Source organism: Alloacidobacterium sp. (assembly GCF_035631355.1).
In the GTDB taxonomy this organism is placed as follows: domain Bacteria; phylum Acidobacteriota; class Terriglobia; order Terriglobales; family Acidobacteriaceae; genus Alloacidobacterium.
Genome location: NZ_DASQIX010000095.1, coordinates 1 through 23652, shown reverse-complemented (window position 1 = coordinate 23652; position 23652 = coordinate 1). Strand labels below are relative to the sequence as shown.

Genomic DNA, 23652 nt, shown 5'->3' with positions numbered 1-23652 from the left:
TGTCGGATTATTTTCTGTGGCCCACAGCAGCGCGAGCGGGACAGGCATCTTCTGCGGAATTACAACGTTCGGCGGCAGGTCAGGCTGAACTAGTGTCTGTGGCGCAGGCGTCAGTTGTGCTATGTGGCGGGAACCGGAGGGCAGCGACGGGCGGCCACCACCGCGCGCAACCATGTGGCTGACGGCCTTTGGCTTCACATGGATGATGCCCCCAAACGAAGCCAGTTGGACTTTCGGGGTTGGCCGCCGCAGATTCAGGATGCGAACCGTATAGCGCTCTGCCCAGGGATCAACAACCTTCGGCGCGTGTCTCAGGCAGGCAGCGATCCCAATCATCGCGACACCGTGCAGAAGCACGGACATGACTGGGCCGGAGGGTCTCCAGCGTGATAGCTGCGGTTCGCCGAATAAAGTGATGGTCTGGGAAGACCCCATCATCGCGTAATCCCCCCAACCCTTGACACTGGAGGCTCCCTTTGGCTGATTTCTTAGAAGGTTCTGCTCTCTGCAGATGCAATTCTGAGGCCAACCTGTATATATGTAAGTCTCTGAAAAGGGTTGGCTCAGGCCGAGGCGCGTGTCTACAGGGCTACACATGTGCAGCTAGTGGATACAGACGTTCACTATTGCCTCTGCTCCTTACGCCCTAAATCCAAGATTCCGCGCTAGGTAAAGGCAATTTCCTTTTGGCACGACAATTGCCGGTAATGCATACGCAAATCCCCCAGGAGGCTGACCGGCTCTTTACCGGGTCAGCAGGAGTTCAAATGAATCGAAGATTACTCACAATTCTCCTGATCGCTTTTGTTATAGCTCTCGGGTGCAGCTTCGTTGTGTACCGCTTGGTCGGTAACCGTATTATGGCGGCCGCGGCGCAGCCCAGAGCTACAGGGGTGGTTGTAGCGGCGAATGACATTCCGTTAGGGGCTGTTCTGCGCGCTACCGACTTGACCACCACGCAAATGGTAGGGCCTTTGCCTAAGGGCGCAATTCTCAAGCCGGAAGATGCTGTTGGCCGTGGTGTGATATCGAATCTGTATCAGGGCGAGCCGGTACTGGATAGCCGTCTGGCGGCGCCAGGCGCTGGCGGCGGACTTGCCGCTACCATCAAAGCGGGCATGCGCGCCTGCGCGATCAAGGTGGATGAGGTGGTCGGTGTGGCGGGGTTCGTCACACCGGGCATGCGTGTCGACGTGCTGATATCGGGAGACCCTCCAGGCAGCAACAATACAAATTCCGGCCAGGGCACCCAGGTGAGAACGCTTCTGCAGAACATCGAAGTTCTTTCGGCGGGCACAGACATCCAGAAAGACAACCAGGGCAAGCCGCAGCAGGTGCAGGTGGTGAACTTGCTGGTGACGCCGGAGCAGGCAGAGCTTCTGAGTCTGGCCAGCAACGAGACGAAGATCCAACTTGTTCTGCGTAACCCGCTCGACACGGCGGAAGCCAATCCGCCGGGGTTGGCCATGACCAGCCTCTTTACAGGCGCAGCAGCGCCGGCGCCAAAGGCAAAGTCTCCGCGGCCCACGGTTCACAAGGCTTCAGATGTCTATGTGATCGAGGTTGTAAACGGGACAAAACGGAGTGAAGAAAAATTTGTCTCGGGCGAGGAAAGACAGTGAAAACGCGAATTGGAATTGTAGTACTTGGTTTTGGCCTTTGGTTCTCCGGATTTCAGTTGGGGCTTGTGCTCCAGGCACAGGTTCCAGCTTCCCCAGTGCGGGCGATGACAGCCGCCAGTTCTGACTCCACGAATGATCTGTTTGTCGCAGTAGGAAAAACCGTCCTGGTGGACACAGAGAAGCCGATTACTCGTGTTGCCATGGCCTCCGGCGACATAGCCGAGGCATCCGCGGTAAGTCCATCCGAGATCATGGTGAACGGCAAGGCTGCAGGCGAGACTAGCATGATCATCTGGGAAAACGGCGGTGGTCGCCAATTCTTCAATGTAAAGGTCCGTCCCTCATTTGAGGCTTTCAACGAACGCATGGAAGGGCTTCGCCGCGAACTGAGAAGTGAGTTCCCCGGACAAGCAATACAGGCGAGCGAAGAAAACGGCACCATCTTCCTTCGGGGAACGGTGAAAGATCTGGCTAGTTCAGATCGCGCGGTAGAGATAGCGTCGACCGTAGGCAAGGTTGTCAACCTTCTGTATGTCAACGTCCCACCACCCGAGCGGCAGATTCTCTTGAAGGTACGCTTTGCCAGCTATGACCGAAGCTTGAACAGATCTTTAGGCATAAACCTGTTTAGTCTGGGCGCCGCCAATACAATCGGCAGGGTTACGACGGGGCAGTTTTCTCCGCCATCGATTACTCAAGGAAGCGGTTCCGGGAGCGGCTCAGGAAGCGGCTCATCAGCAGCCACAGCAACTTTGTCAGACCTGCTCAATATCTTCGTTTTCCGGCCGGATATAAACCTGGGAGCAACCATCCAGGCACTTGAAGAAAACAACGTGCTTCAGGTTCTGGCCCAGCCCAACCTGCTGGTGGAAAATGGCAAGCAAGGCAGCTTTCTCGCAGGTGGACAATTTCCGTATCCCACAGTCCAGGGATCGACGGGCGCCGGTGGTGTAGGGGCGGTCACGATCGCATTCAAGGAGTTTGGCGTGCGTCTCAATTTCATCCCTACAATCACGCCGCGAAATACTATTCGTCTTCAGGTCGCGCCGGAAGTCAGCTCGCTTGACTATGCCAATGGCATAACGATTTCTGGGTTTACAGTTCCCGGCATTGACGTGCGCAGAGTAAACACGGAAGTGGAATTAAAACAAGGGCAGAGCTTCGTGATCGGCGGCCTGCTTGACAACCGCACCACCAAGACATTCCAGAAGATACCCTTTCTGGGCGACGTTCCCGTTCTGGGAAAGTTCTTCCAGTCGATTGCCACTACGAGATCGAACACTGAGTTGATCGTTATTGTGACGCCCGAGATCATAGCACCAATACCGGCTGGAGCAGCGCTGCCGGGGCTGAAGTATGGCGATAAGTTCCTGCCTCCAAACTCCGGCGAATCGATGGCAAATCCCGGGCCGGAAGTCACAGGGGCCAAGCCTCTGTCGGCCTCTGCCGAGTCGATACCGGTTGAGAAGCTGGTTCAAAGTATGAAACCGGAACAGCCGCTCACCATCGACAGCAACATGAGCGCGGGAGGCGGCACAATTCCAATACCTCAGAATAGTCCGCAGCAATGACGAGGATTTCACAATGGGTCCGCCGTCTCGGGCGAGGGGGTGAGTCCAAGCCCGATCTGCGGTTGAAGGTTTCGAATCTTACGCGCCAGTCTGTGCTTGCTGGTTGCCTACAGGTCGCCGACGATGGGGAGAAGCGCAGAAAAGGGCTGCTCGGGCGGGACTGTCTCTCCGCCGAGGAAGGTCTCTGGATTCTTCCCTGTGAAGCGGTCCACACCTTTGGCATGCGGTTCCCGATCGATCTCATTTATCTGGATCGCCATAACCGCGTAAAAAAAACGAGAAGCAACGTTGTCCCGTTTCGTTTATCGGCCTGTCTCTCCGCGCACTCGGTCATAGAGCTGCCTACGGGCACTGTCAGCAGAACGCAGACGCAGGCAGGGGACCAACTCGAATTCTGTGCTGCCGAATTGTCAACTGACCGCGATTTCGCGGAGATTCTGAGCGCGGATAAGCATATAGCCAATTGGATAAGGCGTAAATGTTGAGATGGTCATCCTGGGTGTAACAAGAAAGGCTGTTTCTCTGCTCCTGATAATGAATCTCTTTCAGTAGCATCTCGATCTTTGCCCACGTATTCTTACCCATTTCCGAGTTCTGCGGACTCGAACTGAAAAACAGATCCATTCGCGCAGTGTTCATAAGAACCTCCCTTTAAGAGCAAGCCTACAAATGCCAAACCCTGTATACGCGGCATATCTCCGTTACTGGTCTTGTATACAGCCGTTAACAGCGCCCATAAGATAAGGTCCCGTAAATTACTGATTTACTAGGGTGAAAGAACGCAAAGGAAATGGTTATCAACTTGCCTGTAGAGAGGTTGCTCGGCTGGGGCCGGGAAATAACTCTATAAGGGGAACTCAAGTGAAAGATACATTTCTGAAGTTGTCTGTCAAGCTTCAGAGCTTCATGATGAGAGAAGAAGGTCAGGATCTGATCGAATATGCTCTCGTTGTTGCTCTGATCGCCTTTGCAGCGGCTGCCACGATGAAGACACTGTCCAGCAGCATTAACAATGCATTTGCAGGCATTAGTAACTCTCTCAACACCTATGCTCCGTAACCTTGGAATAAAAAAGGCATGAACGATGTTCTCCCCTTGTTCCTGCCGGGAGAGATACGTAGAAGCACCAAACGCAGAAGCGTGCTCTCCCGTCCCAGGAGTAGGGGAGACAAATCATCGCTAAGTTGATTAGGAGATACAGTCGTGATGCAACACAAAATGCTCAAGTTCTACATAAAAATACAGAGCCTGATCATGAGAGAAGAAGGTCAGGATCTAATCGAATATGCTCTCGTCGTTGCTCTGATCGCCTTCGCAGCGGCGGCCACCATGCAGTCGCTGTCCAGCAGCATCAATAATGCATTTAGTGGCATTAGTAACGCGCTCAACACTTATGCTCCGTAATCTTGGATTAAAAAGGCACGAACGAGTTCCCTCCTCGTTCCTCCGGGAGAGATGCGGGGAGTTGAGCACGAAGTATAAAGAGGCTTCGAAGAGATAAAGTGTCTCCACTAAAAGGGAATCCAAGGTAGATAGCGTTTGATGCTAAGGGTTAAAGTTCTCAGAACCCCTGGTTAAAGACTAGTTTTTGTCCTGCCTCCAGAGGAAGCATCGTCAAATAACCTCCATATCTAAATAATGCGTAGGGGTTGATTTATTCAAGCCTTCAAACTATGATCTCGTCACTTATTCCCGAACGCGGCGGCACCTCGCTAATGTTGGTCGAAGGTGGCCTCACCGTGATTGCAATTGCGGTGGCGTTCTGCTTGCCCAAGCTTGGCGCTGCGTCGTTTTCACGCATCGATAAGGCATTTGGACGGCTGGCGCGACAGCAAGGCCTGGCTGTAATAGCCACTGGCGTTGCTGCCCTTTTATTGCGTCTTGCCATCCTTCCAATAGTGCCGATTCCACAACCGTTCGTTCCCGATGACTTTAGTTTTTTGCTTGCGGCGGATACCTTTATGTCCGGAAGGCTGGCTAACCCGACTCCAGCAATGTGGGCGCATTTTGAGAGCATCCATATCACGATGAAGCCGACGTATATGTCCATGTACTTTCCTGCAAATGGCTTAATCCTGGCGGTAGGCAAAGTGCTTTTCGGGCATCCGTGGTTCGGCTCGTTGTGCATGATCGCATTGATGTGCGCAGCGCTCTGCTGGATGTTGCAGGCATGGCTGCCGCCAACCTGGGCCTTACTGGGTGGAGTCTTGGCAATCCTGCGCCTGGGCTTATTCAGCTACTGGATCAACACATACTCAGGCGCTGCCTCCATATCGGCTTTGGGCGGGGCATTAATACTGGGGTCTTTGCCCCGATTCATGAGGATGCCGCGCCTTCGCTACAGCCTTCTCATGGCGATAGGTGCGATCCTGCTGGCTACTAGCCGCCCGTATGAGGGCATTCTCCTCTGCATGCCTGTGGCAGTCGTTCTGGTGCGGTGGATTCTTGTCGGAAAGCAAAGGCCAACTCTATGCGTACTCGCCCAGTGCGTTGCGATTCCACTTATGCTTGTAATCGGCGCTGCCATCTGGATGGGTTATTACGACTACCGCGCCTTTGGAAGCCCACTTACTCCGCCTTATAAGATCGATCGCGCCACCTACGCTGTAGCGCCCTATTATATCTGGCAATCCCCGCGACCCGAGCCCGCCTACAAGCATAAGGTCATGCGGGACTTTTATTCTCATTATGAACTCCTCGACCTTGGAAATCTTCAGACCCTCTCAGGGTTTTTGCCGCAAACACTCTTTAAGGGAATAAGAGGCGTGCGTTTTTTTACCGGGATTGTTCTGCTGCCTCCATTCATCATGTCACGGCGTGTGCTTAAGGACCGCCGTATTCGCTTCCTGTTAGTGTCCGTAATTATTCTCGCACTTGGGATGGCTATAGAAATATTCCTGCTCCCACATTATATTGCACCATTTACAGCAGCATTTTACGCGCTTGGCCTGCAGGCGATGCGTCATCTTCGGGTCTGGAGGCCCGGCGATCAGCCTGTTGGCCTAACATTAACGCGGCTTATTGTGACAGTGTGTTTTCTTTTGGGGGCGCTGCGGGTATTTGCCGAGCCACTGCGTTTTAGGCTCCCTGAGAGCTCAAGTTCTGATTGGCTCTCCGAATGGTATGGACCAGGCAAATTCGGAGTTGCGCGTGCGCAGATTGAGGAAAAGCTAGAGAACTTGCCAGGTCCACAACTCGCAATCGTCAGATATTCACCTAGGCACAACCCAATCAACGAGTGGGTCTACAATGCGCCAGATATCGACAGGTCCAAAGTGATCTGGGCGCGTGAGATGGACGACGCCAGCAATCTCGAACTAATTCACTATTACAAAAACAGAAAGGTCTGGCTGGTGCAGCCGGACTTGCAACCTACGGGTCTGTCTGCCTATCCTCTGCCTGAGACGGATACCACAAGGGCAACAGATTCCATTTCCGCTGCAAAGAATGGAAAGAAAGCGCAGCGGGGAGGCTGATTTTATGATCAACGGAAAACGCATTGCGGTGGTGATGCCCGCATACAACGCTGCAAGAACACTGGAGAAGACGGTGCGCGAGCTTCCCGACGAGGTTGACATCAAGATCCTCGTCGATGACGCAAGCACAGATGAGACGGCGATGCTGTCGGAAAGCCTCGGAGTGCGCACCTTTGTTCATGACGCCAATTACGGCTATGGGCGTAATCAGCAGACCTGCTATCGCGAAGCGCTGGCAGCCGGCGCGGACATCGTAGTGATGGTGCATGCCGACTATCAATATGAGCCGAAGCTGGTATCAGCGATGGCAGGCATGGTCAGTAGCGGCGTGTATGACATGGTGTTGGCCTCGCGCATCCTCGGTGGCGGCGCAATCCGCGGCGGGATGCCAATTTATAAGTACGTTTTCAACCGGTGTCTGACGGCATTTCAGAACTTATTTCTAGGAATAAAACTGTCGGAATATCACACCGGCTACCGGGCATTTTCACGCAAGCTGTTACAGACGCTTCCGTTACTCGAAAATTCTGATGATTTTGTCTTTGATAACCAGATGATTGCTCAGGCTGCCATGTTCGGCTTCCGAATTGGCGAGATATCGTGCCCGACTAAATACTTTGAGGAAGCTTCATCGATCAACTTTAAAAGAAGTATGAAATACGGATTTGGGGTATTACGGACGACGGCCCGTTATGTGGCGCACAAAGCAGGGGTTGTGAAATCGCCACTCTTTGACACGACGGGAAGAAAAGTGACACTGAAATACTACTCAGAGCCTTTGCATAGCCTCGATACCCTGGGCCAGTCAGCGCCCACAGTCGCGCAGTGAGAACGCGAAGATAGCTGTAGACGAGTCCTCATCATGATGTCGGTTTCGGCTCCAGAGCAGCGCGCTTCGCTGATGATGATTGAAGGCGCCTTTACCGTGATTGCCATCGCGGTCGCGTTCTGCTGGCCCAGATTTGGGAACACCTTCTTCAAGTGCTTCGAATGTGCTTTTGGAAAGCTGGCGCGCAAGCCACGCCTTGCTGTTCTGACGGTTGGTGCTACGGCCCTTCTGTTGCGGCTGGCAATGCTTCCGTTTTGCCCTATACCCCATCCATGTCTGGATGATGATTTCAGTTTTCTCTTAGCGACTGATACGTTTAGCTCCGGAATACTGACCAATCCCACTCCGGTGATGTGGAAGTATTTTGAGAGCATCCACATCACGATGAAGCCGACGTATATGTCAATGTATTTTCCGGCGCAGGGGTTAGTTCTGGCGGCGGGAAAGGTGTTGTTCGGGCATCCATGGTATGGGCAATTATTCGTGACAGCGTTAATGTGCGCTGCCATCTGCTGGATGCTGCAGGCATGGCTTCCTGCAACATGGGCGCTCGCCGGTGGAATGATCGCGGTTTTACGTCTGGGTCTTTTCAGTTACTGGATCAACACTTACACAGGCGGCGGTTCAATTGCAGCATTAGGTGGAGCTTTAGTGCTGGGAGCGTTACCCCGGTTTATGAAGAGGGTAGAGCATCGTCACGGCATTATGTTGGCAATCGGTGCAATTCTGCTTGCGTATAGTCGCCCTTACGAAGGCCTTCTCCTTTGTCTTGCGGTAGCCGTTGTTTTGGTGCGGTGGATCTTTTGGGGTAAGAACAGGCCAACAATACGTTTGGTCTTTCGCCGCGCAGTGTTTCCGCTTGCCCTGATTGTGGCTGCAGGTGGATGGATGGGGTATTACAACTATCGTGCGTTTGGAAGCCCCTTCACGCCTGCCTACAATGCCGATCGCGCCACATATGCAGTTGCCCAACATTTCATCTGGCAGTCGCCCCGCCCTGAACCGGTATATCGATATGCAGTTATGCGCCGGTTTTATGTGGATATGGAATTCAGCTATTTTCGAAAGCTAAAGACGATCCATGGTTTCTTAATCGAAATCCCCGCGAAATTGCTACAGGGCCTGGCTTTCTTTTCCGGCATAATACTACTGCCACCGCTGATTATGCTACGACGCGTAGCTGCTGATCGTCGTGTACGTTTTCTACTGATTTGTGTGCTTCTGATGGCAGGTGGGCTACTGATAGAAACCTGGCTTTTCCCACATTATGTAGCACCTTTTGCGTGCTGCATTTACGCGCTTGGGCTCCAGGCAATGCGCCATTTACGGGTCTGGAGGCCTGATGGGAAGCCATTTGGTGCTGCGCTTGTGCGGCTCACATTCACACTATGCATCGTCCTGGCCGGGCTTCGTTTATTGGCCGAGCCGCTCCATATCCCGTTGGCCGATTCACCTACAACGTACTGGTTTGGATCGCGCGATCTTGGTGTTCGTCGCGCAAATGTGGAAAAAGTGCTCGAACAGATGCCTGGGAAGCAACTCGCTATCGTTCGTTATGCGCCGGGCCACAGCGTTTTTGAGGAATGGGTCTACAACGCTGCTGACATAGATAACGCAAAGGTTATCTGGGCGCGCGAGAACGATTCCACTGGAGACCTTGAACTTATCCGCTATTACAAAGATCGGATGGTTTGGCTCGTGGAGCCCGACACCAAACCTGTAAAAATATCGCCCTACATTAATGTTGTGCAGAATGTTGCCTCGGCAGGCAAAACACTGTGCACGGAGAAATGATCTGGTATGACTCCTACTTCTCCACGCCATGACGCCTCGCTGATGTTAGTCGAAGGCGGACTCACTGTTATCGCCATAGCTATTGCGTTCGGCTTGCCAAGGCTGGGTGTCGGAGTTTTTACCCGCATTGAAGAGGCATTTGCACGGCTGGCGCGCAGACAGCATCTGGCCGTCATGACCGTCGGCCTGACCGCGCTCCTTCTGCGGCTGGCCATTCTTCCACTCTGCCCAATTCCACTGCCATTCATTCAGGACGATTTCAGTTTTCTTCTCGCCGGGGACACCTTTGCGTCCGGAAGATTGACCAATCCCACGCCTGTGATGTGGCAGCACTTTGAGAGCTTCCAGATCACGATGAAGCCGACATACATGTCCATGTACTTTCCCGCGCAGGGGGTGGTTCTGGCTGCGGGCAAAGTGCTCTTTGGACATCAGTGGGTCGGCATTCTATTGGTGACTGCGCTGATGTGCGCCGCGATCTGCTGGATGCTGCAGGCGTGGCTCCCACCAACGTGGGCGCTGCTCGGTGGCCTGATCGCCGTCCTTCGGATTGGCCTTTTCAGTTACTGGATCGATACCTATTCCGGCGGCGGTTCCGTCGCTGCGCTGGGTGGGGCATTGGTGCTCGGGGCCTTGCCGCGATTCATGAAGGCGCCGCGGCTTCGTTATGGATTGCTGATGGCGATCGGCATGGTTGTGCTGGCGACGAGCCGTCCTTATGAAGGCATTTTGCTTTGCGTACCGGTGTTGATCGTCTTAGCGAGATGGATTCTGAAGGGCAAGAACCGGCCTGCTACGCGCGTGCTCCTTCGAGCAACTGCTGCTCCTTTGTTGCTGCTTGTGGCCGGGATTGCGTGGATGGGGTACTACAACTATCGCGTTTTCGGAAATCCGCTAACCCCGCCGTATAAGGTCAATCGCGCCACTTACGCGGTGACGCCGTATTACGTGTGGCAAGCGCCACGGCCGGAGCCGGTCTATAGGCACGCTGTCATGCGCGAGTTCTATGTCGGCGTGGAGTTGAACACTTTCAACAAAATCCATTCCTGGACAGGTTTTTTACCGCAAAACGTGCTCAAGTGCGCTAGGGGCATGGTCTTTTATTCCGGAATTGTGTTGCTGCCGCCGCTGATCATGTTACGTCGGGTCCTCGCCGACCGCCGCGTGCACTTCCTGCTCTGGTGCATGCCGCTGCTCATCGTGGGCATGTCGATAGAAACGTTCCTTATCCCGCACTACATTGCACCGTTCACTGCAGCGTTTTACGCTATCGGTTTGCAGGCCATGCGCCACTTGCGCGTGTGGAAGCCGGGCGGCCAGCCGGTTGGAATGGCAATGGTGCGTCTGCTCATGACGGCGTGCGTGGTGCTCGGAGTTTTGCGGCTGTTTGCAGTTCCGCTGCACTTTCAGCTTTCGGGCTGGCCCAGCGCAGCGTGGGCCTCAACATGGCATGGTCCTGGTCATCTTGGAATGCCGCGTGCGCAGGTTGAGTCTGAACTGGAACGGCTTCCAGGAAAGCAGCTTGCCATTGTGCGATACTCCGCCGACCACAGCACTTTCGACGACTGGGTCTATAACGCTCCGGACATCGGCAACTCCAAAGTGATCTGGGCGCGCGAGATGAGCGAAGCAGACAATCAGGAACTTCTCCGCTATTACAAAGATCGCAAGGTATGGCTGGTGCAGCCGGATTTACAGCCTGCGGGGTTGTCGCCGTATCCCTTGACTAGCGCACAAACCGTTGCTCAACGCTGAATCGAGCACAATTTTATTGTCTTGCCGCGCACGCGCATTTAGTGTTGCCTGCATGAGATTTTCCATCTGCCTGATTGCTCTCAGTCTTTCTGTTCCTCTTTTCGCCCAAACAGCATCGACCTCTTCCACACCCACTCCCCACGCCATGACGCTCGACGATCTTTTTCGCCTGCAGGATGTGGGCAGTCCCGAGGTATCGCCAGATGGCAACTGGGTCGCGTACACCGTCAGCACCATCGATACGACGGCAGACAAGCGGCTGACGGACATCTGGATGGTGAAGTGGGACGGTTCGGAAGACATTCGGTTGACCTACTCGAACGAAGATTCCGCCAACTCGCCCCGCTGGAGCCCGGATGGGAAGTATCTGTCGTTCACCTCCGGCCGGCCGGGCAAGGCGAAGGGTTCGCAGGTGTGGCTGCTAGACCGGCGGGGCGGCGAGGCGCGGCAGCTTACCGACACGAAGAACCACTTGTCCTACTATGAGTGGTCGCCGGACGGAAAGAAGCTGCTGCTGGGGATTTCAGAGGACAAAGAAGCAGAAGCCAAGGACAAGGAAAAAGACAAGGACAAAGAGAAGGAAAAGCCCAAGCCGATTGTCATCGACCGCTACCACTTCAAGCAGGACGTTGAGGGCTATATCTCTTCGGAGACAACGCCTACGCTGCTGTATCTGTTCGACATCGACACGCACAAGCTGGACAAACTGACCACAGACACGAAATACGAAGAGCGAAATGCCGTGTGGTCTCCGGATGGGACGAAGATTGCCTACGTCAGCAACCACGATCCCGATCCGGATAGGACGACAAACACGGATATCTTTGTCGTAGATGCGAAAACAAATTCCGCGCCGAATAAGCTGACGACGTTCGAGGGGCAGGATGGGGGCCGTCTGGCGTGGAGTCCGGACAGCAAGCTGATTGCCTACCTTCACGGTCGCGAGCTGAAGTATCTCGAATATAACCAGAACAAGCTGGCCGTGGTTCCCGCTGATGGCGGCGAGCCGCGCATATTGACGGAGAAGCTGGACCGCGCCGTTTCTGCGCCCGTGTTCGCGCCTGACGGTCAATCTGTAACCGTAGCTGTGACGGATGACCGTTCGGAGTATCTGGCTTCGGTTTCCCTAAATGACGGTTCAGTCAAGCGGCTGATTGACACGCCGGGAACGGTCATGTCGCAGAACCAGGCCTCAGGCCACACTGCCGTTGTGTGGACAACCGACAAGACGCCGGGAGAAATCTTCGCATTTGAAGACGGCAAGCTGCGCAAGCTGACCACGCATAACGACGCGCTGATGGCGCAGTTGAAGCTGGGTGAGACGCGCGATCTTGAGGCCAAAACCAAGGACGGCGCCGATGTACATGCGCTGCTGACGCTACCGGTTGGCTATCAGGCGGGGCAAAAGTATCCGATGCTGTTACGAATTCATGGCGGCCCGGACGGGCAGGACGCGCACGCCTTCGTGACCGAGCGGCAGCTCTTTGCCGCGCGCGGCTATGCCGTGCTGAATGTGAACTATCGCGGCAGCGCGGGACGAAGCTCGGCCTACCAGCAGATCATCTTCTCGGACTGGGGCGACAAGGAAGTCATTGACCTGCTGGCTTGCGTGGATGAGGCGGTGAAGGAAGGCGTGGCCGATCCCGACCGTCTCGGAGTGGGCGGCTGGAGCTATGGCGGCATCCTTACCGACTACACCATTGCCAGCACGACGCGCTTCAAGGCGGCCATCGCCGGCGCGGGAGTGGGCAATCCGCTGGCTTTCTATGGAGTGGACCAGTACATCATTCAATACGACCAGGAACTGGGGCCGCCATGGAAGGACCTCGACACATACCTCAAGCTCGGCTATCCATTCCTGCACGCTGATCGCATTCACACGCCTACGCTGTTTATGGGCGGCGACAAAGACTTCAACGTGCCGCTGAATGGCGGCGAGCAGATGTATCAGGCGCTGCGCAGCCTGAATGTTCCGACTGAGCTGGTGGTGTATCCTGGAGAATTTCACGGCTTCAGACGGCCCAGCTTTATTCGCGACCGCTATCAGAGGTATTTTGCATGGTATGACAAGTATGTGATGGGGAAATAGTAAAAGCAGCTATTTGCTGCGATTCGTTGTAAGAATCCAGCAGAGTGCGTGACAGGATGCCGGGTGCCCATGTCTCGCAGAGACATGGGATCATTCCGACCTAGTCAGCGGATTTTCGGAACATTTTTAGGAACATTTGTTACTAGTGTGGTTCAAATTTGCTTACTAGTATGGTTCCAATTTGCTCAATAAACACCGTCAGAATCCTGCTTAAGCACTTCCGAGACGCGAAGACATTCAGTTTTGCGAGCTGACGTTCTGCAGTCAGATGTTGACACACATCTTCCCGACCATCTACGTTTTTTGTAGTCCCATTGATTTTCGCAATGAAGAACTGCGGGGGAATTAAATGGGGCATATCACCTTCCTTCAAGCAATTTCACTCATCGAAGAATATGCGTTTCGCACCTGTGAAGCGGTTGTCTTCCTCACTTTTGTCTGGGTCTATGGCAAGCTGGCCGTTCGGCATCTTCTTAAGATTGCCCGACGGGATTGATGAGAGTTGATCCTAAGACTGCTTTGTCAGCGTGTCCGGCCGGGTGCCCCACATCTCGCAGAGATGTGGGAGCAATGCTACTCTCAGAAGTGATCTCCGCAATGCAACAACACATTTCAAATACACAGATTGAGGCCGACAGCCTTACGTCGGGCGCGCGTTTTGTGCGCGCCTGTCTGCGCAAGCCAGTTGACCGCACGCCGGTATGGTTTCTGCGCCAGGCGGGCCGTTATATGCCTGAATATCAGGCCGTGCGCAGACACCATTCGCTACTGGAAATTTGCCGGAAACCGGAGCTGGCGGCGGAAGTGACCATTACCGCAGCGGAAAAGCTGGACGTAGACGCGGCAATCATCTTTGCCGATCTGCTGCTGCCGTTTCAGCCAATGGGCCTTGATTTCGAGTTCCAGGCGGGCGAAGGACCGGTGGTGCATAAGCCTGTGCGAACGCTCGAAGACGTTGCAAGGCTGCGAACGGACAGGGCGTCGGAGCTTGGCTATGTAGCCGAAGCCATCGAGAAAGTGGCCGGGCACTTCAAAGACCGCATCGGTGTCATCGGCTTTTGCGGCGCGCCGTTTACGCTCGCCAGCTACATGATCGAGGGCGGCAGCTCGCGCAACTATGTTGCCACCAAAACCATGATGTACCGGCAGCCGGATGCGTGGCGGTTGCTGATGGACAAGCTCGTCACTGTGTTAAGCGAATATGCGCGGCAGCAGGTGGAGGCGAGCGCTGACGTCATCCAGATTTTCGACAGTTGGACAGGCGTTCTCAGCGTGGAAGATTATCGCGACTTTGTGCTGCCCGTCACTCGGACACTGATACGCGAAGTGCAGTCGTTTGGCGTGCCGGTGATTTATTTCGGCGTGGAGACGGCGAGCCTGCTGCCCGCAATGCGCGAGACCGGCGCGGACGTGCTCGGCCTGGACTGGCGCACTCCGCTGGGCGAAGCATGGAAGTCTCTCGATTATGCCTGTGCGGTGCAGGGCAATCTCGATCCGATCACGCTGTTTGCCGAGCCTGAACTGATTCGTGAGCGCGTGAAAGGGATATTGCGGCAGGCCGGAGGACGGCCGGGGCATATCTTTAATCTCGGACATGGGATTGTGCCTGATACTCCGGTAGAGAACGTGCAGTATGTGGTGCGGTGTGTGCGGGAATTGTCAACGGAGGTGACGCGTGGGTGATCGCGCTGCGGTGCTGCTGCTGGCGCACGGAACTCCGGACAGTCTGGATGAGATTCCGGAGTATCTGAGCAATGTGACCGGTGGGCGGCCGATGCCTGAGTCTGTGATCGCAGAGATACGCCATCGCTACTCGGAGATTGGCCGAAGTCCGCTGACGCGGCTGACGCTGGAGCAGGCGCGGCTGCTTGAGGCCGAGTTGGACGTTCCGGTGTATGTGGGCATGCGCAACTGGCGGCCCTACATCAAGGACGCTGTGCAGCAGATGATAGCCGACGGAATTACGTCGGCTGTGGTGATCTGCCTTGCGCCGCAGAATTCGCGCACCAGCGTTGGCCTTTACAGGAGCGCGGTTGAGGCGGCTGCCGGTGACCGCCTGCGGATTGATTTTGTCGAAGGCTGGGCGGACGATCTGCTGCTGGCCGAGGCTTTTGCCGAGCGGCTGCGTCCGCTGTGGCACAGCCTTTCGGGTGAGATGGGCGATCCTGTTCCGGTGGTATTCACGGCGCACAGCGTTCCGCAAAGAACGGTCGAGCCAGGGCCTGATCAGCCTGCCGATCCGTATGCGGAGCAGGCGAAGCTCACTGCTGAAAACGTAGCCGATTGCGTTCCCGGTTTGCGGGATTGGCGCTTCGCATTTCAGAGCCAGGGCATGTCAGGCGGTCCATGGCTTGGGCCGACGGTGGAGGAGACGCTGACCGAGTTAAGGAAAGAAGGGCACAAAGCGGTCATAATCGCTCCCATTGGATTTCTCTGCGACCATGTCGAGATTCTCTACGACATCGACATCGCCTTCCGTGAATTTGGGCAGAATATCGGGCTTCAAATTGAGCGCCCGCGCTCGCTGAATAGCTCTGTGCTGCTCACAGCGGCTCTTCGTGGCATAGCGCGAAATGGGCTGTTTCGGCTTTCCACCGCTCCCGCGACATCATGAGAATCGCCGTTATCGGCGGCGGCATCGCTGGACTTTCCGCTGCATATGAACTGGCCCGGTCAGGAACGGATTTCGTTCTCTTTGAAGCTTCCGGTCGGCTCGGCGGAATTGTTGAGACAGTGCGCCGCGATGGCTTTGTGGTTGAATGTGGGCCGGATTCGTGGGTGACGGAGAAGCCCTGGGCGCGCGAGCTCGCGATTGAATTGGGTCTCAAAGACGAGATCATTTTCTCGAACGATAAGCAGCGGCGAACATATATTGCGCGAGGCAGGGAACTGGTCGCGATGCCGGACGGCATGCGTATGATGGTCCCCACCAAGTGGGAGCCGCTGCTGAATTCGTCACTCTTCAGTTGGCAGGCACGGCTGGCATATTTGCGCGAGCCGAAACGCGCGGAAGAGCTGAAGGCTACGGTTCCGGGATCAGACGAGTCTGTCGCCAGCTTTGTCCGCAGGCATTTCGGCAATGAAGCCACCGATACGATTGCTGCTCCGCTGTTGTCGGGCGTATTTGGAGGAAGCATTGACCGACTGAGCGTGCGCGCGGTGATGCCTGCTTTCGTGAAAATGGAGCGTGAGCACGGGAGCCTGATTTCCGCTCTGCAGAAGAGTCTTCGCAGTGGTGAAAGTACTTCGGTTTTTACAACGCTCAAGTCCGGACTGCAGACGTTGATTGATCACATGGCCGTTGTCTTGCCTGTTTCTAGTGTCCGTCTGCGAGATGCGGCCACGAAAGTTGAACGAAGTGGCGAGAAGTGGCGGGTTATCGCATCGAGTGGAAGCGAAGAGTTCGATGCGGTCGTCGTTGCGACGCCCGCAGATGTAACGCGCAAGTTGCTCGGTCCTATTGATGCCATGTTCGATGAACTGCTGGCGATGGATGCTTCGTCGGCGATTGTCGTGGCGCTCGCATTTGCGCCGGAAATTGCAAAACGTCTGCGGGTTCCGCGTGGATTTGGGTTTCTGGTGCCGCAAAAAGGCGCTCATAGTCAAGAGCCACCGCTGCTCGCATGCACCTTCGTCGACCAGAAGTTTTCTCATCGTGCGCCGGAGGGCGCGGTTCTCCTGCGCGCCTTCTTTGGCGGCGAGTCTGCGCCTTTGCTGCTTGATTCTTCTGATGATGAAATTGTTACTCTCGCGCGGAAGCAGTTATCAGCGTTCCTCGGGCCTTTGCCTGAGCCGTCGTTTGCCGTGGTTCGGTGGTGGCCGCGCTCGTTGCCGCAATATGCTGTCGGTCATCTGGATCGGATGGAGCGACTGGGAGAACGGGTACGCGACCTACCTGGACTTCAATTGATTGGCAATACGTACTACGGAGTGGGGCTTCCCGATCTGGTCAAACAGGGAAGAGAAGCTGCGCGTCGAGTCGTAAGCAGGTAAAAACCTGTTCACGCGGATTAATTCAGCACAGGCAGGGTTGCTGAATGGAAATGCGAATAAATCTGCTCCGCTGTTTTGCGCGGAACAACCGCCGTTAGCGCCTCCAGATCGGCGCTTTGCACGCTGCGCAGACTGCCGAAATGCTCCAGCAGCCGCGTACGGGTGCGCGCTCCAACGCCGGGAACAGCCAGCAATTCGGAATCGCGGTCGCGCATTTCTCTGCGTTTGCGGTGATAACTGATGGCGAAACGGTGAGATTCGTCGCGTATCCGCTGAATCAGATGAAGCACGGGCGAGCGGCGGTCTAAAACGATAGGGTCGTCTTCCTGACCGTAGAGGTAAATGATCTCTTCGCGCTTGGCGATGGAAGCCAGCGGTTGGCTGGTAAATCCAAGCTCTTCTAAAGCTACCGCAGCGGCATGCAACTGGCCCAAACCACCGTCAATCAAGACAAGGCTGGGCATCACCTTGTTCTCATCGGCAATACGCTTGTAGCGTCGCGTGACCACTTCGCGCATTGCGGCAAAGTCATCCACGCCTTCGACGGTCTTGATCTGGAATTTGCGGTAGTCGGATTTTTTCATCGCACCGTTCTCCCAGACCACCAGCGAGGCAACAGTCTCTGCGCCCTGAATGTGCGATATGTCGAAGCACTCAATGCGACGCGGAAGCTCAGATAGCACGAGAATGTCCTGCAGTGTCTCTTGAATTGCTTTCTGACTCGGCTGCATCACGCGGAAGCGCTGGTCGAAGCTCTGCTTTGCATTCTGTCCGGCAAGATCGACGAGCGAACGCCTTTCTCCGCGTTGTGGCACTGCCAGTTCGATTCGGTGGCCTGTCTGTTGGCTCAACAGATCGGCAAGCGTTACCCGGTCGGTAAAATCAACCGGCACATAAATGGAGCGTGGAACGTATTGCTGGTCGATATAAAGCTGCTTCAGCAGCGCGGAGAAGAATGTCCCAGCCTCAAAAGCCTTCGGGCTATCGGATGGCGCAGCCTCTTCTGACTCCATCATCTCTGGCAGCTCCTCCCAGAAGAATTCGCGCCGGTCGACAATTTTTCCGCCGCGCATGTGGAAGAGGTTGACCGCCAGCATGTCGTTCTCAAAGTGATAGCCGAAGACATCGGCGTCGTCGCTTTCCGTGGAGGCAATGCGCTGCTTCTCCCGCAAATCGGAAACGGTTCGCAATAGATCGCGGTACCGCGCTGCCAGTTCGAACTGCTCGCTGGCGGCAGCAACCTGCATGCGCTCTTCAATTGACTTGCCCAACTCTGCGGTGCGGCCTTCGAGGAACATCTGTGTGTCACGGACTGCTTCGCGGTACGCCTCCGGCGTGGTCAAGCCTTCCACGCAGGGGCCGAGACAGCGCTTGATGTAGTACTGCAGGCATGGACGCAGGTGATAACGCGAAAGATCGACCTTGCAGCTGGGGATTAAGAAACTCCGGTGAATCAGGTCGACTATTCGGTGTGCAAGGTTCCCGGGAAAATATGGTCCGTAATAAACGCTGCCGTCTTTGCGCAGGCGCCTCGTGACGAAGACCTTTGGATAGCGGTCGCCCAGGGTGAGTTTGACGTACGGATAGGTCTTGTCGTCGCGCAGAAGGATATTGAAGCGAGGCTTGCGCTGCTTGATGAGGTTATTTTCCAGCGCCAGGGCTTCGTGTTCGTTATCAACCAGGATGTAATCAAGATCAATTGCCTCGCGCATAAGCGAGCCAGTTTTAGCATTGGCCTGTGACGCCTCCAGCAGGTAGGAGCGCACGCGTGAACGCAGGTTCTTGGCCTTTCCCACATAGATGACTTCACCATCAGCGTTCTTGTACAGATACACGCCGGGACGCGTAGGGAGGACCCGAATTTTCTCCTGCAAGTCCATGACTTGGCCAGTTCCCAGTTTACCGTTCCTTCGCCTGCAACTGGCTTCGCTGGATTTTTGCTCTGATTTTTCATAAACCGCGTAAAAGCTACCGCTCCTGATTGGTTGAGCACTTGATCTGAAGTTGCGGTAATTTCCGTTAAGTATATAAATCTACATCTACTTAATAGACGGAAAACGGTTTGGCAATGGGGTTGCACATCCATTTCAAGTTCGAGGGGAAAGCACGCTTCCCTGAGACGCAGAAATCTGCTTACAGAAGTAAATGGGGTGAACGTGATGACTCGTATCGGCAGAACATCATTGCAGACAGTTTCGGCGCTTGGAGCGCTGTCCCTGCTCTTGGCCACCGGGTGCTCAACGAAGAACTATGTTCGCAGCCAGACGACACCGGTCATTGAAAAGACGAACGAACTGGATGACGCGACCGCGACGAACAACCGCAACATCCATGATGTAGATCAACGCGCGCAGGCGGGTATAACTCAAGCGCAGAACAGCGCCAATCAAGCCAATCAGGCGGCGCAAAATGCGGGAGCCGCGGCTTCTCAGGCAAACCAATCGGCACAGGAAGCCGTAAATCGTGCCAGTTCTCTTGCGAGCGTCGTCGGCAATCTGGACAACTATAAGCAAGTTGCTGATGCCCAGGTTAACTTCGGATTTGACAAAGCTGACCTGACTCGATCCGACAAGCAGAAGCTCGATGATTTTGCCGCCCAATTCAACGCGCAGAAGACCTATATCCTGGCGATTACCGGTGGGACGGATTCGACCGGCCCTGCTGACTATAACTACGCGCTGAGTGAGCGCCGCGCACAGGCCGTGGTTCAGTATCTGGCCTCAAAGTACAATGTGCCGCCGCATCGCTTTTACCTGATTGGCATTGGCAAGGACCAGGAAGTGGCTTCCAACAGCACTTCTGCGGGCCGGGCGAAGAACCGGCGCGTGGAAATCCAGATGCTCTCGAACATGAGCGGACAGAGCGGTACGCAGACTACCGCGCAAGCTACAGGCACAGTAAAGCTGCCGCAGGAAGGACAGGTAAACTCACCGCAGCAATAAAGCCGTAAAAGCAAGGAAACCAACCGCGAACGGTTTAGCCCGTTCGCGGTTTCGTTTTATAGTGCCAATTGCCGGACGTGCGCGGCGCGCACATCGTTTGCAGTGTAGAGCGCGAAAAATGGAGCGCCCTGTGCCGCCGCTTCTACTGCTGGCCGGCCCTTCGCTTCTTCCCGCTCGACCAGGCAGGCCACGGCGATTACTTTCATGCCGGCTTCGCGTGCGGCTTCAATGGCAGTAATGGTAGATGCGCCCGTCGTGCATACATCGTCTACGATCACCACCAGCGCACCTTTTTCGCAGAAGCCTTCGATGAGCTTTCCAGTGCCGTGTTTTTTTTCTGCTTTGCGGACAAGAAATCCGTGAATCATCGGAGCGCCATGATGCTCTTGTGCATACCAGGCGCTCGCTGTCGCCACATTGGAGACAATTGGATCTGCACCCAGCGTCAGACCACCTACGGCGGCCGGTTTGATCTTCTGCTCACGCAGCAGTTCGAGAATGGCGAGCCCGGTCAGGCGTCCGCCTTCGGCATGCAACGTGGTGGTGCGGCAGTCAATGTAGTAGTCGCTCTTTGTGCCGGAGGAAAGCGTGAACTCTCCCAATTTGAATGAGATGCGGGAAAGCAAATGCAGCAGTGCGTCACGATAATTTGTAGGCATCAAGAAAGATTGTAGACTGCTTTCGAGGACGAAGACGCGATGGCATTCAGGGAACTGCTCCTGGCAGAGTTTGATGATGAGATGAAAAAGACACGGAAGATACTTGAGCGAGTGCCGGAAGAGAAATTCGCATGGAAACCGCACGAGAAATCCATGGCGCTCGGCAGGCTTGCGAGTCACACTGCTGACATTCCGGGAAGAGCAGCCAGCATCATCAACACAGAAATTTTTGTGCGCCCGGCCGGTTTTGTAGCGTTTATTGCTGCCTCATCCATGGAGTTATTGGAGCGCTTCACGCAGGCGAGCGCTGAAGGACGCGCTGCCATCGAGAGCCTGCGTGAAGACCAGCTTCCGGTGGTCTGGACTTTAAAATTTGGCGAGAAGACGCTTCTTGAATTGCCGCGCTCAACAGCGCTGCGTATGGTTTGCTTGAACCACATGATTCATCACCGCGCGCAGCTCGGAGTTTATCTGCGGCTGCTCGATGTGCAGGTTCCGGGGATGTATGGGCCGTCGGCAGATGATCAGCATTAGCTGGTCAAACGTTCCAAATGACGGAAGCCATCGGTTTGCAACAGCAGTCCGGCAAAGAGGGTAAAGTTGTAGGCCGCATGCACCACGGTGCTCGCGGCAACTGATTTGAGCCGCAGACGCACCACGCATAGGGCTACGCTCACCAATCCGATGAGCAGCAGAGGCGCCCATGCGTGCGAAACCTGTGTGGCGTGCAGCAGAGCGAACGGAATCGTGGTCAGCACGATGGACAATGGAACCGTTGCCCAGGAGAGCGATTCAGCGGAGAGGATTTCGCGCTTCATGAGCCAGCATAGTGCGTGGATCAGGCCGGGCAGCAGAAACCCGCGGAACGCAATTTCTTCAAGCAGCGGAGCGCAAGAGACGCCAAAGATCAGCATCATCCACGCGCCTAACTGCGACCTCATCATGTCTTGCATGATGGGTGGGTCTTTCGGCATCGGCAGATAGTTGCCCACCAATGTAATGCCAAATCCCAGTGCGAGGCCGAGTCCAAACAGCCAGAGAAAACGCGCTCGCGCAGCATCCAGGTTCCAATGGACGCCATGAGTAAATGGCCGCCGCCAAAAAACGGGGAAGATGATGATGGCCGCCAGAAGAGTCAACAGGTAGGTGAGTGCCTGCGCGGGAATTGCAATTCGCGCGTCGGAAGTCATCAGGCTTAAAAGCGCCTGATAACTTTTGCCGCTGAACAGATGTGATTGCTTTGCCAGAAAGAGACTTAACGCCTCGCCGATAAAAAGCATCGGCACAGTAAGCACAAAGAAAAGCACGGCATGGCTGAGGTGAGGCAGGTCAGAGACTGGAGGGCGAAGCTCGGCAGAAGGCAAATACTCAAGAGGGGCGTCTTCGGACTCTTGCGGCATAGGCGTCAGCGAGATAGGATCGAGCGTCATTGGATCGTCGCTTTCTTCGCTGATTTGCGCCGCTTGGGCGAACTGCCGACGTTGGGACTCAATTCAAGCACTGGCTGATGTTTGGCATAATATCGCTGCAGAAATTCTCCTGTGAATGAACCGCTGGCATGCGAAACATGTTCGGGCGTGCCCTCGGCGACAATCCGTCCGCCGTCTTCGCCGCCTTCAGGGCCGAGATCAATGATCCAGTCGGCGTTGCGAATCACGTCAAGGTTGTGCTCGATGATCACGATAGTATTGCCCAGATCGGTGAGTCTATGCAAGACTTCGAGCAGCTTGCGAACATCATCGAAATGCAGCCCGGTAGTTGGTTCATCGAGCAGATAAAGCGTCCGGCCTGTCTGTCGTTTTGACAACTCGCGGGCCAGTTTCATGCGCTGCGCCTCGCCGCCGCTCAGGGTCGTCGCCGCCTGTCCCAGATGGACATAACCCAGTCCTACGTCAACCAACGTCTGCAATTTTTGCCGGACCTGCGGAATATCGGCTAGAACGGGCAGCGCATCTTCAATCGCAAGGTCGAGCACGTCAGCAATAGAATGTCCGTTGAACTTCACCGCCAGTGTTTCCTGATTGTAACGGCGGCCGTTACATACCTCGCATTGCACATAAACGTCAGGCAGGAAATTCATTTCGATGCGGCGCTGGCCCTCACCTTGGCAGGCCTCGCAGCGTCCGCCGGCGATATTGAAGGAAAAGCGGCCGGCCTTGTAGCCGCGCTCGCGCGATTGCGGCAGCATAGCAAAAAGATCGCGGATGCCGGAAAAGACGCCGGTATACGTTGCCGGGTTTGAGCGCGGTGTGCGCCCAATTGGTGATTGATCGATGCGAATGACCTTGTCGATGTTTTCAAAGCCGGTGATGCGGCCATGCTCGCCTGGTTCTTCGCGTGAGCCGTAGAGCTGTTTCGCCAGCGCGCGATAGAGGATGTCATTGACCAGCGTGCTCTTGCCCGAGCCTGAAACTCCGGTCACCACCGTCATCACACCCAGCGGAAACTTCGCCGTCACATTTTGCAGATTGTGGCTGCGCGCGCCTTCCACAGCAACCCATTTTCCGTTGACCGAGCGCGGCGTGAGTCGATGCAGGATTTTTACCTCGCCCGCTAAATACTGCCCGGTCAGCGATGCGGGAACGCGCATAATGTCTTGCGGCGTGCCTTCGGCTACGACGTGGCCGCCGAGCTTGCCTGCTCCGGGCCCGAGATCGAGCACATAGTCGGCGTGACGAATCGTATCTTCATCATGCTCGATGACGAGGATTGTGTTGCCAAGATTCCGCAGTGATTCGAGTGCATGGATAAGGCGCTGATTATCACGCTGGTGCAGGCCGATCGAAGGCTCGTCCAGCACATAAAGTACGCCGCGCAAGCGCGAGCCGATCTGCGTGGCCAGCCGTATGCGCTGGCCCTCGCCCCCCGAGAGAGTTGCCGCGCTGCGATTAAGCGAAAGATAGCCGAGGCCAACGGCATTCA

Annotated in this window: 20 protein-coding genes; 15 read left to right on the top strand and 5 right to left on the bottom strand. The window is 55.3% G+C overall.

The window, feature by feature from the left end:
• Positions 1-438 (bottom strand): hypothetical protein (locus tag VEV40_RS16805; RefSeq protein ID WP_324833986.1); only part of this gene is annotated, 438 nt, incomplete at its 3' end.
• A gap of 329 nt (positions 439-767) precedes the next feature.
• Here VEV40_RS16805 and cpaB point away from each other — a divergent pair.
• The 13 genes from cpaB (at position 768) to hemG (ending at position 17129) form a co-directional block, all read left to right on the top strand.
• Positions 768-1622, top strand: a complete 855-nt coding sequence (cpaB, locus tag VEV40_RS16800) for a Flp pilus assembly protein CpaB (protein ID WP_324833985.1) — start codon at positions 768-770, stop codon at positions 1620-1622.
• Complete coding sequence (locus VEV40_RS16795; RefSeq protein ID WP_324833983.1) at positions 1619-3193, top strand: type II and III secretion system protein family protein; 1575 nt, start codon at positions 1619-1621, stop codon at positions 3191-3193. Before cpaB ends, VEV40_RS16795 begins: the two co-directional genes overlap by 4 nt.
• Complete coding sequence (locus VEV40_RS16790; protein WP_324833982.1) at positions 3190-3678, top strand: DUF192 domain-containing protein; 489 nt, start codon at positions 3190-3192, stop codon at positions 3676-3678. Before VEV40_RS16795 ends, VEV40_RS16790 begins: the two co-directional genes overlap by 4 nt.
• A 286-nt stretch (positions 3679-3964) precedes the next feature.
• On the top strand, positions 3965-4252 hold the full coding sequence (locus VEV40_RS16785; RefSeq protein ID WP_324833981.1) for a hypothetical protein: 288 nt from the start codon (positions 3965-3967) through the stop codon (positions 4250-4252).
• 147 nt (positions 4253-4399) lie between these two features.
• Complete coding sequence (locus tag VEV40_RS16780) at positions 4400-4597, top strand: Flp family type IVb pilin (protein WP_324833988.1); 198 nt, start codon at positions 4400-4402, stop codon at positions 4595-4597.
• Positions 4598-4866: 269 nt separating this feature from the next.
• A complete protein-coding gene (locus VEV40_RS16775) occupies positions 4867-6669 on the top strand; it encodes a hypothetical protein (RefSeq protein WP_324833979.1) in 1803 nt (600 codons plus the stop codon).
• Between the two features lie 4 nt (positions 6670-6673).
• Complete coding sequence (locus tag VEV40_RS16770) at positions 6674-7498, top strand: glycosyltransferase family 2 protein (protein WP_324833977.1); 825 nt, start codon at positions 6674-6676, stop codon at positions 7496-7498.
• A gap of 33 nt (positions 7499-7531) precedes the next feature.
• Positions 7532-9292, top strand: coding sequence for a hypothetical protein (locus tag VEV40_RS16765; protein ID WP_324833976.1), 1761 nt, complete (start codon positions 7532-7534; stop codon positions 9290-9292).
• 6 nt (positions 9293-9298) lie between these two features.
• Positions 9299-11047 carry a hypothetical protein gene (locus VEV40_RS16760; protein WP_324833974.1) on the top strand — a complete coding sequence of 583 codons (1749 nt, stop codon included), beginning with the start codon at positions 9299-9301 and terminating at the stop codon, positions 11045-11047.
• Between the two features lie 52 nt (positions 11048-11099).
• Positions 11100-13136 (top strand): S9 family peptidase, encoded by a 2037-nt coding sequence (locus tag VEV40_RS16755; RefSeq protein WP_324833973.1) that lies wholly within the window; start codon positions 11100-11102, stop codon positions 13134-13136.
• Between the two features lie 597 nt (positions 13137-13733).
• Positions 13734-14819: a uroporphyrinogen decarboxylase gene (hemE, locus tag VEV40_RS16750; RefSeq protein WP_324833972.1), complete on the top strand. Its 1086-nt coding sequence runs from the start codon at positions 13734-13736 to the stop codon at positions 14817-14819.
• On the top strand, positions 14812-15750 hold the full coding sequence (hemH, locus tag VEV40_RS16745; protein WP_324833970.1) for a ferrochelatase: 939 nt from the start codon (positions 14812-14814) through the stop codon (positions 15748-15750). Before hemE ends, hemH begins: the two co-directional genes overlap by 8 nt.
• Complete coding sequence (gene hemG, locus VEV40_RS16740) at positions 15747-17129, top strand: protoporphyrinogen oxidase (RefSeq protein WP_324833969.1); 1383 nt, start codon at positions 15747-15749, stop codon at positions 17127-17129. The genes hemH and hemG overlap by 4 nt, the downstream gene beginning before the upstream one ends.
• A 17-nt stretch (positions 17130-17146) precedes the next feature.
• Here hemG and uvrC read toward each other — a convergent pair whose 3' ends face one another.
• Entirely contained in the window at positions 17147-19009 is a 1863-nt protein-coding gene (gene uvrC / locus VEV40_RS16735) for an excinuclease ABC subunit UvrC (protein ID WP_324833968.1), read from the bottom strand.
• Between the two features lie 279 nt (positions 19010-19288).
• Here uvrC and VEV40_RS16730 point away from each other — a divergent pair, with 279 nt between their 5' ends.
• Complete coding sequence (locus tag VEV40_RS16730; RefSeq protein ID WP_324833987.1) at positions 19289-20071, top strand: OmpA family protein; 783 nt, start codon at positions 19289-19291, stop codon at positions 20069-20071.
• Between the two features lie 56 nt (positions 20072-20127).
• Here VEV40_RS16730 and pyrE read toward each other — a convergent pair whose 3' ends face one another.
• The gene (pyrE, locus tag VEV40_RS16725; RefSeq protein WP_324833966.1) at positions 20128-20730 is read right to left on the bottom strand and encodes an orotate phosphoribosyltransferase; all 603 of its coding nucleotides are present in this window, start codon (positions 20728-20730) and stop codon (positions 20128-20130) included.
• Positions 20731-20769: 39 nt separating this feature from the next.
• On the opposite strand from pyrE, the gene VEV40_RS16720 reads away from it, so the two are divergent.
• The gene (locus tag VEV40_RS16720) at positions 20770-21264 is read left to right on the top strand and encodes a DinB family protein (protein WP_324833964.1); all 495 of its coding nucleotides are present in this window, start codon (positions 20770-20772) and stop codon (positions 21262-21264) included.
• On the opposite strand, the gene VEV40_RS16715 is transcribed toward VEV40_RS16720, so the two are convergent.
• Positions 21261-22160, bottom strand: coding sequence for a CPBP family intramembrane glutamic endopeptidase (locus tag VEV40_RS16715; RefSeq protein ID WP_324833963.1), 900 nt, complete (start codon positions 22158-22160; stop codon positions 21261-21263). The genes VEV40_RS16720 and VEV40_RS16715 overlap by 4 nt on opposite strands.
• On the bottom strand, positions 22157-23652 hold a 1496-nt coding region (gene uvrA / locus VEV40_RS16710; protein ID WP_324833961.1), incomplete at its 5' end, for an excinuclease ABC subunit UvrA. The genes uvrA and VEV40_RS16715, both read right to left, overlap by 4 nt.

Bases quoted from the DNA above. Each gene is read 5' to 3' on its own strand.
- cpaB (WP_324833985.1), top strand. From the start codon at position 768: ATGAATCGAAGATTACTCACAATTCTCCTGATCGCTTTTGTTATAGCT.
- VEV40_RS16790 (WP_324833982.1), top strand. From the start codon at position 3,190: ATGACGAGGATTTCACAATGGGTCCGCCGTCTCGGGCGAGGGGGTGAG.
- VEV40_RS16780 (WP_324833988.1), top strand. From the start codon at position 4,400: ATGCAACACAAAATGCTCAAGTTCTACATAAAAATACAGAGCCTGATC.
- VEV40_RS16775 (WP_324833979.1), top strand. From the start codon at position 4,867: ATGATCTCGTCACTTATTCCCGAACGCGGCGGCACCTCGCTAATGTTG.
- VEV40_RS16770 (WP_324833977.1), top strand. From the start codon at position 6,674: ATGATCAACGGAAAACGCATTGCGGTGGTGATGCCCGCATACAACGCT.
- VEV40_RS16765 (WP_324833976.1), top strand. From the start codon at position 7,532: ATGATGTCGGTTTCGGCTCCAGAGCAGCGCGCTTCGCTGATGATGATT.
- VEV40_RS16760 (WP_324833974.1), top strand. From the start codon at position 9,299: ATGACTCCTACTTCTCCACGCCATGACGCCTCGCTGATGTTAGTCGAA.
- VEV40_RS16755 (WP_324833973.1), top strand. From the start codon at position 11,100: ATGAGATTTTCCATCTGCCTGATTGCTCTCAGTCTTTCTGTTCCTCTT.
- hemE (WP_324833972.1), top strand. From the start codon at position 13,734: ATGCAACAACACATTTCAAATACACAGATTGAGGCCGACAGCCTTACG.
- hemG (WP_324833969.1), top strand. From the start codon at position 15,747: ATGAGAATCGCCGTTATCGGCGGCGGCATCGCTGGACTTTCCGCTGCA.
- uvrC (WP_324833968.1), bottom strand. From the start codon at position 19,009: ATGGACTTGCAGGAGAAAATTCGGGTCCTCCCTACGCGTCCCGGCGTG.
- VEV40_RS16730 (WP_324833987.1), top strand. From the start codon at position 19,289: ATGACTCGTATCGGCAGAACATCATTGCAGACAGTTTCGGCGCTTGGA.
- pyrE (WP_324833966.1), bottom strand. From the start codon at position 20,730: ATGCCTACAAATTATCGTGACGCACTGCTGCATTTGCTTTCCCGCATC.
- VEV40_RS16720 (WP_324833964.1), top strand. From the start codon at position 20,770: ATGGCATTCAGGGAACTGCTCCTGGCAGAGTTTGATGATGAGATGAAA.
- VEV40_RS16715 (WP_324833963.1), bottom strand. From the start codon at position 22,160: ATGACGCTCGATCCTATCTCGCTGACGCCTATGCCGCAAGAGTCCGAA.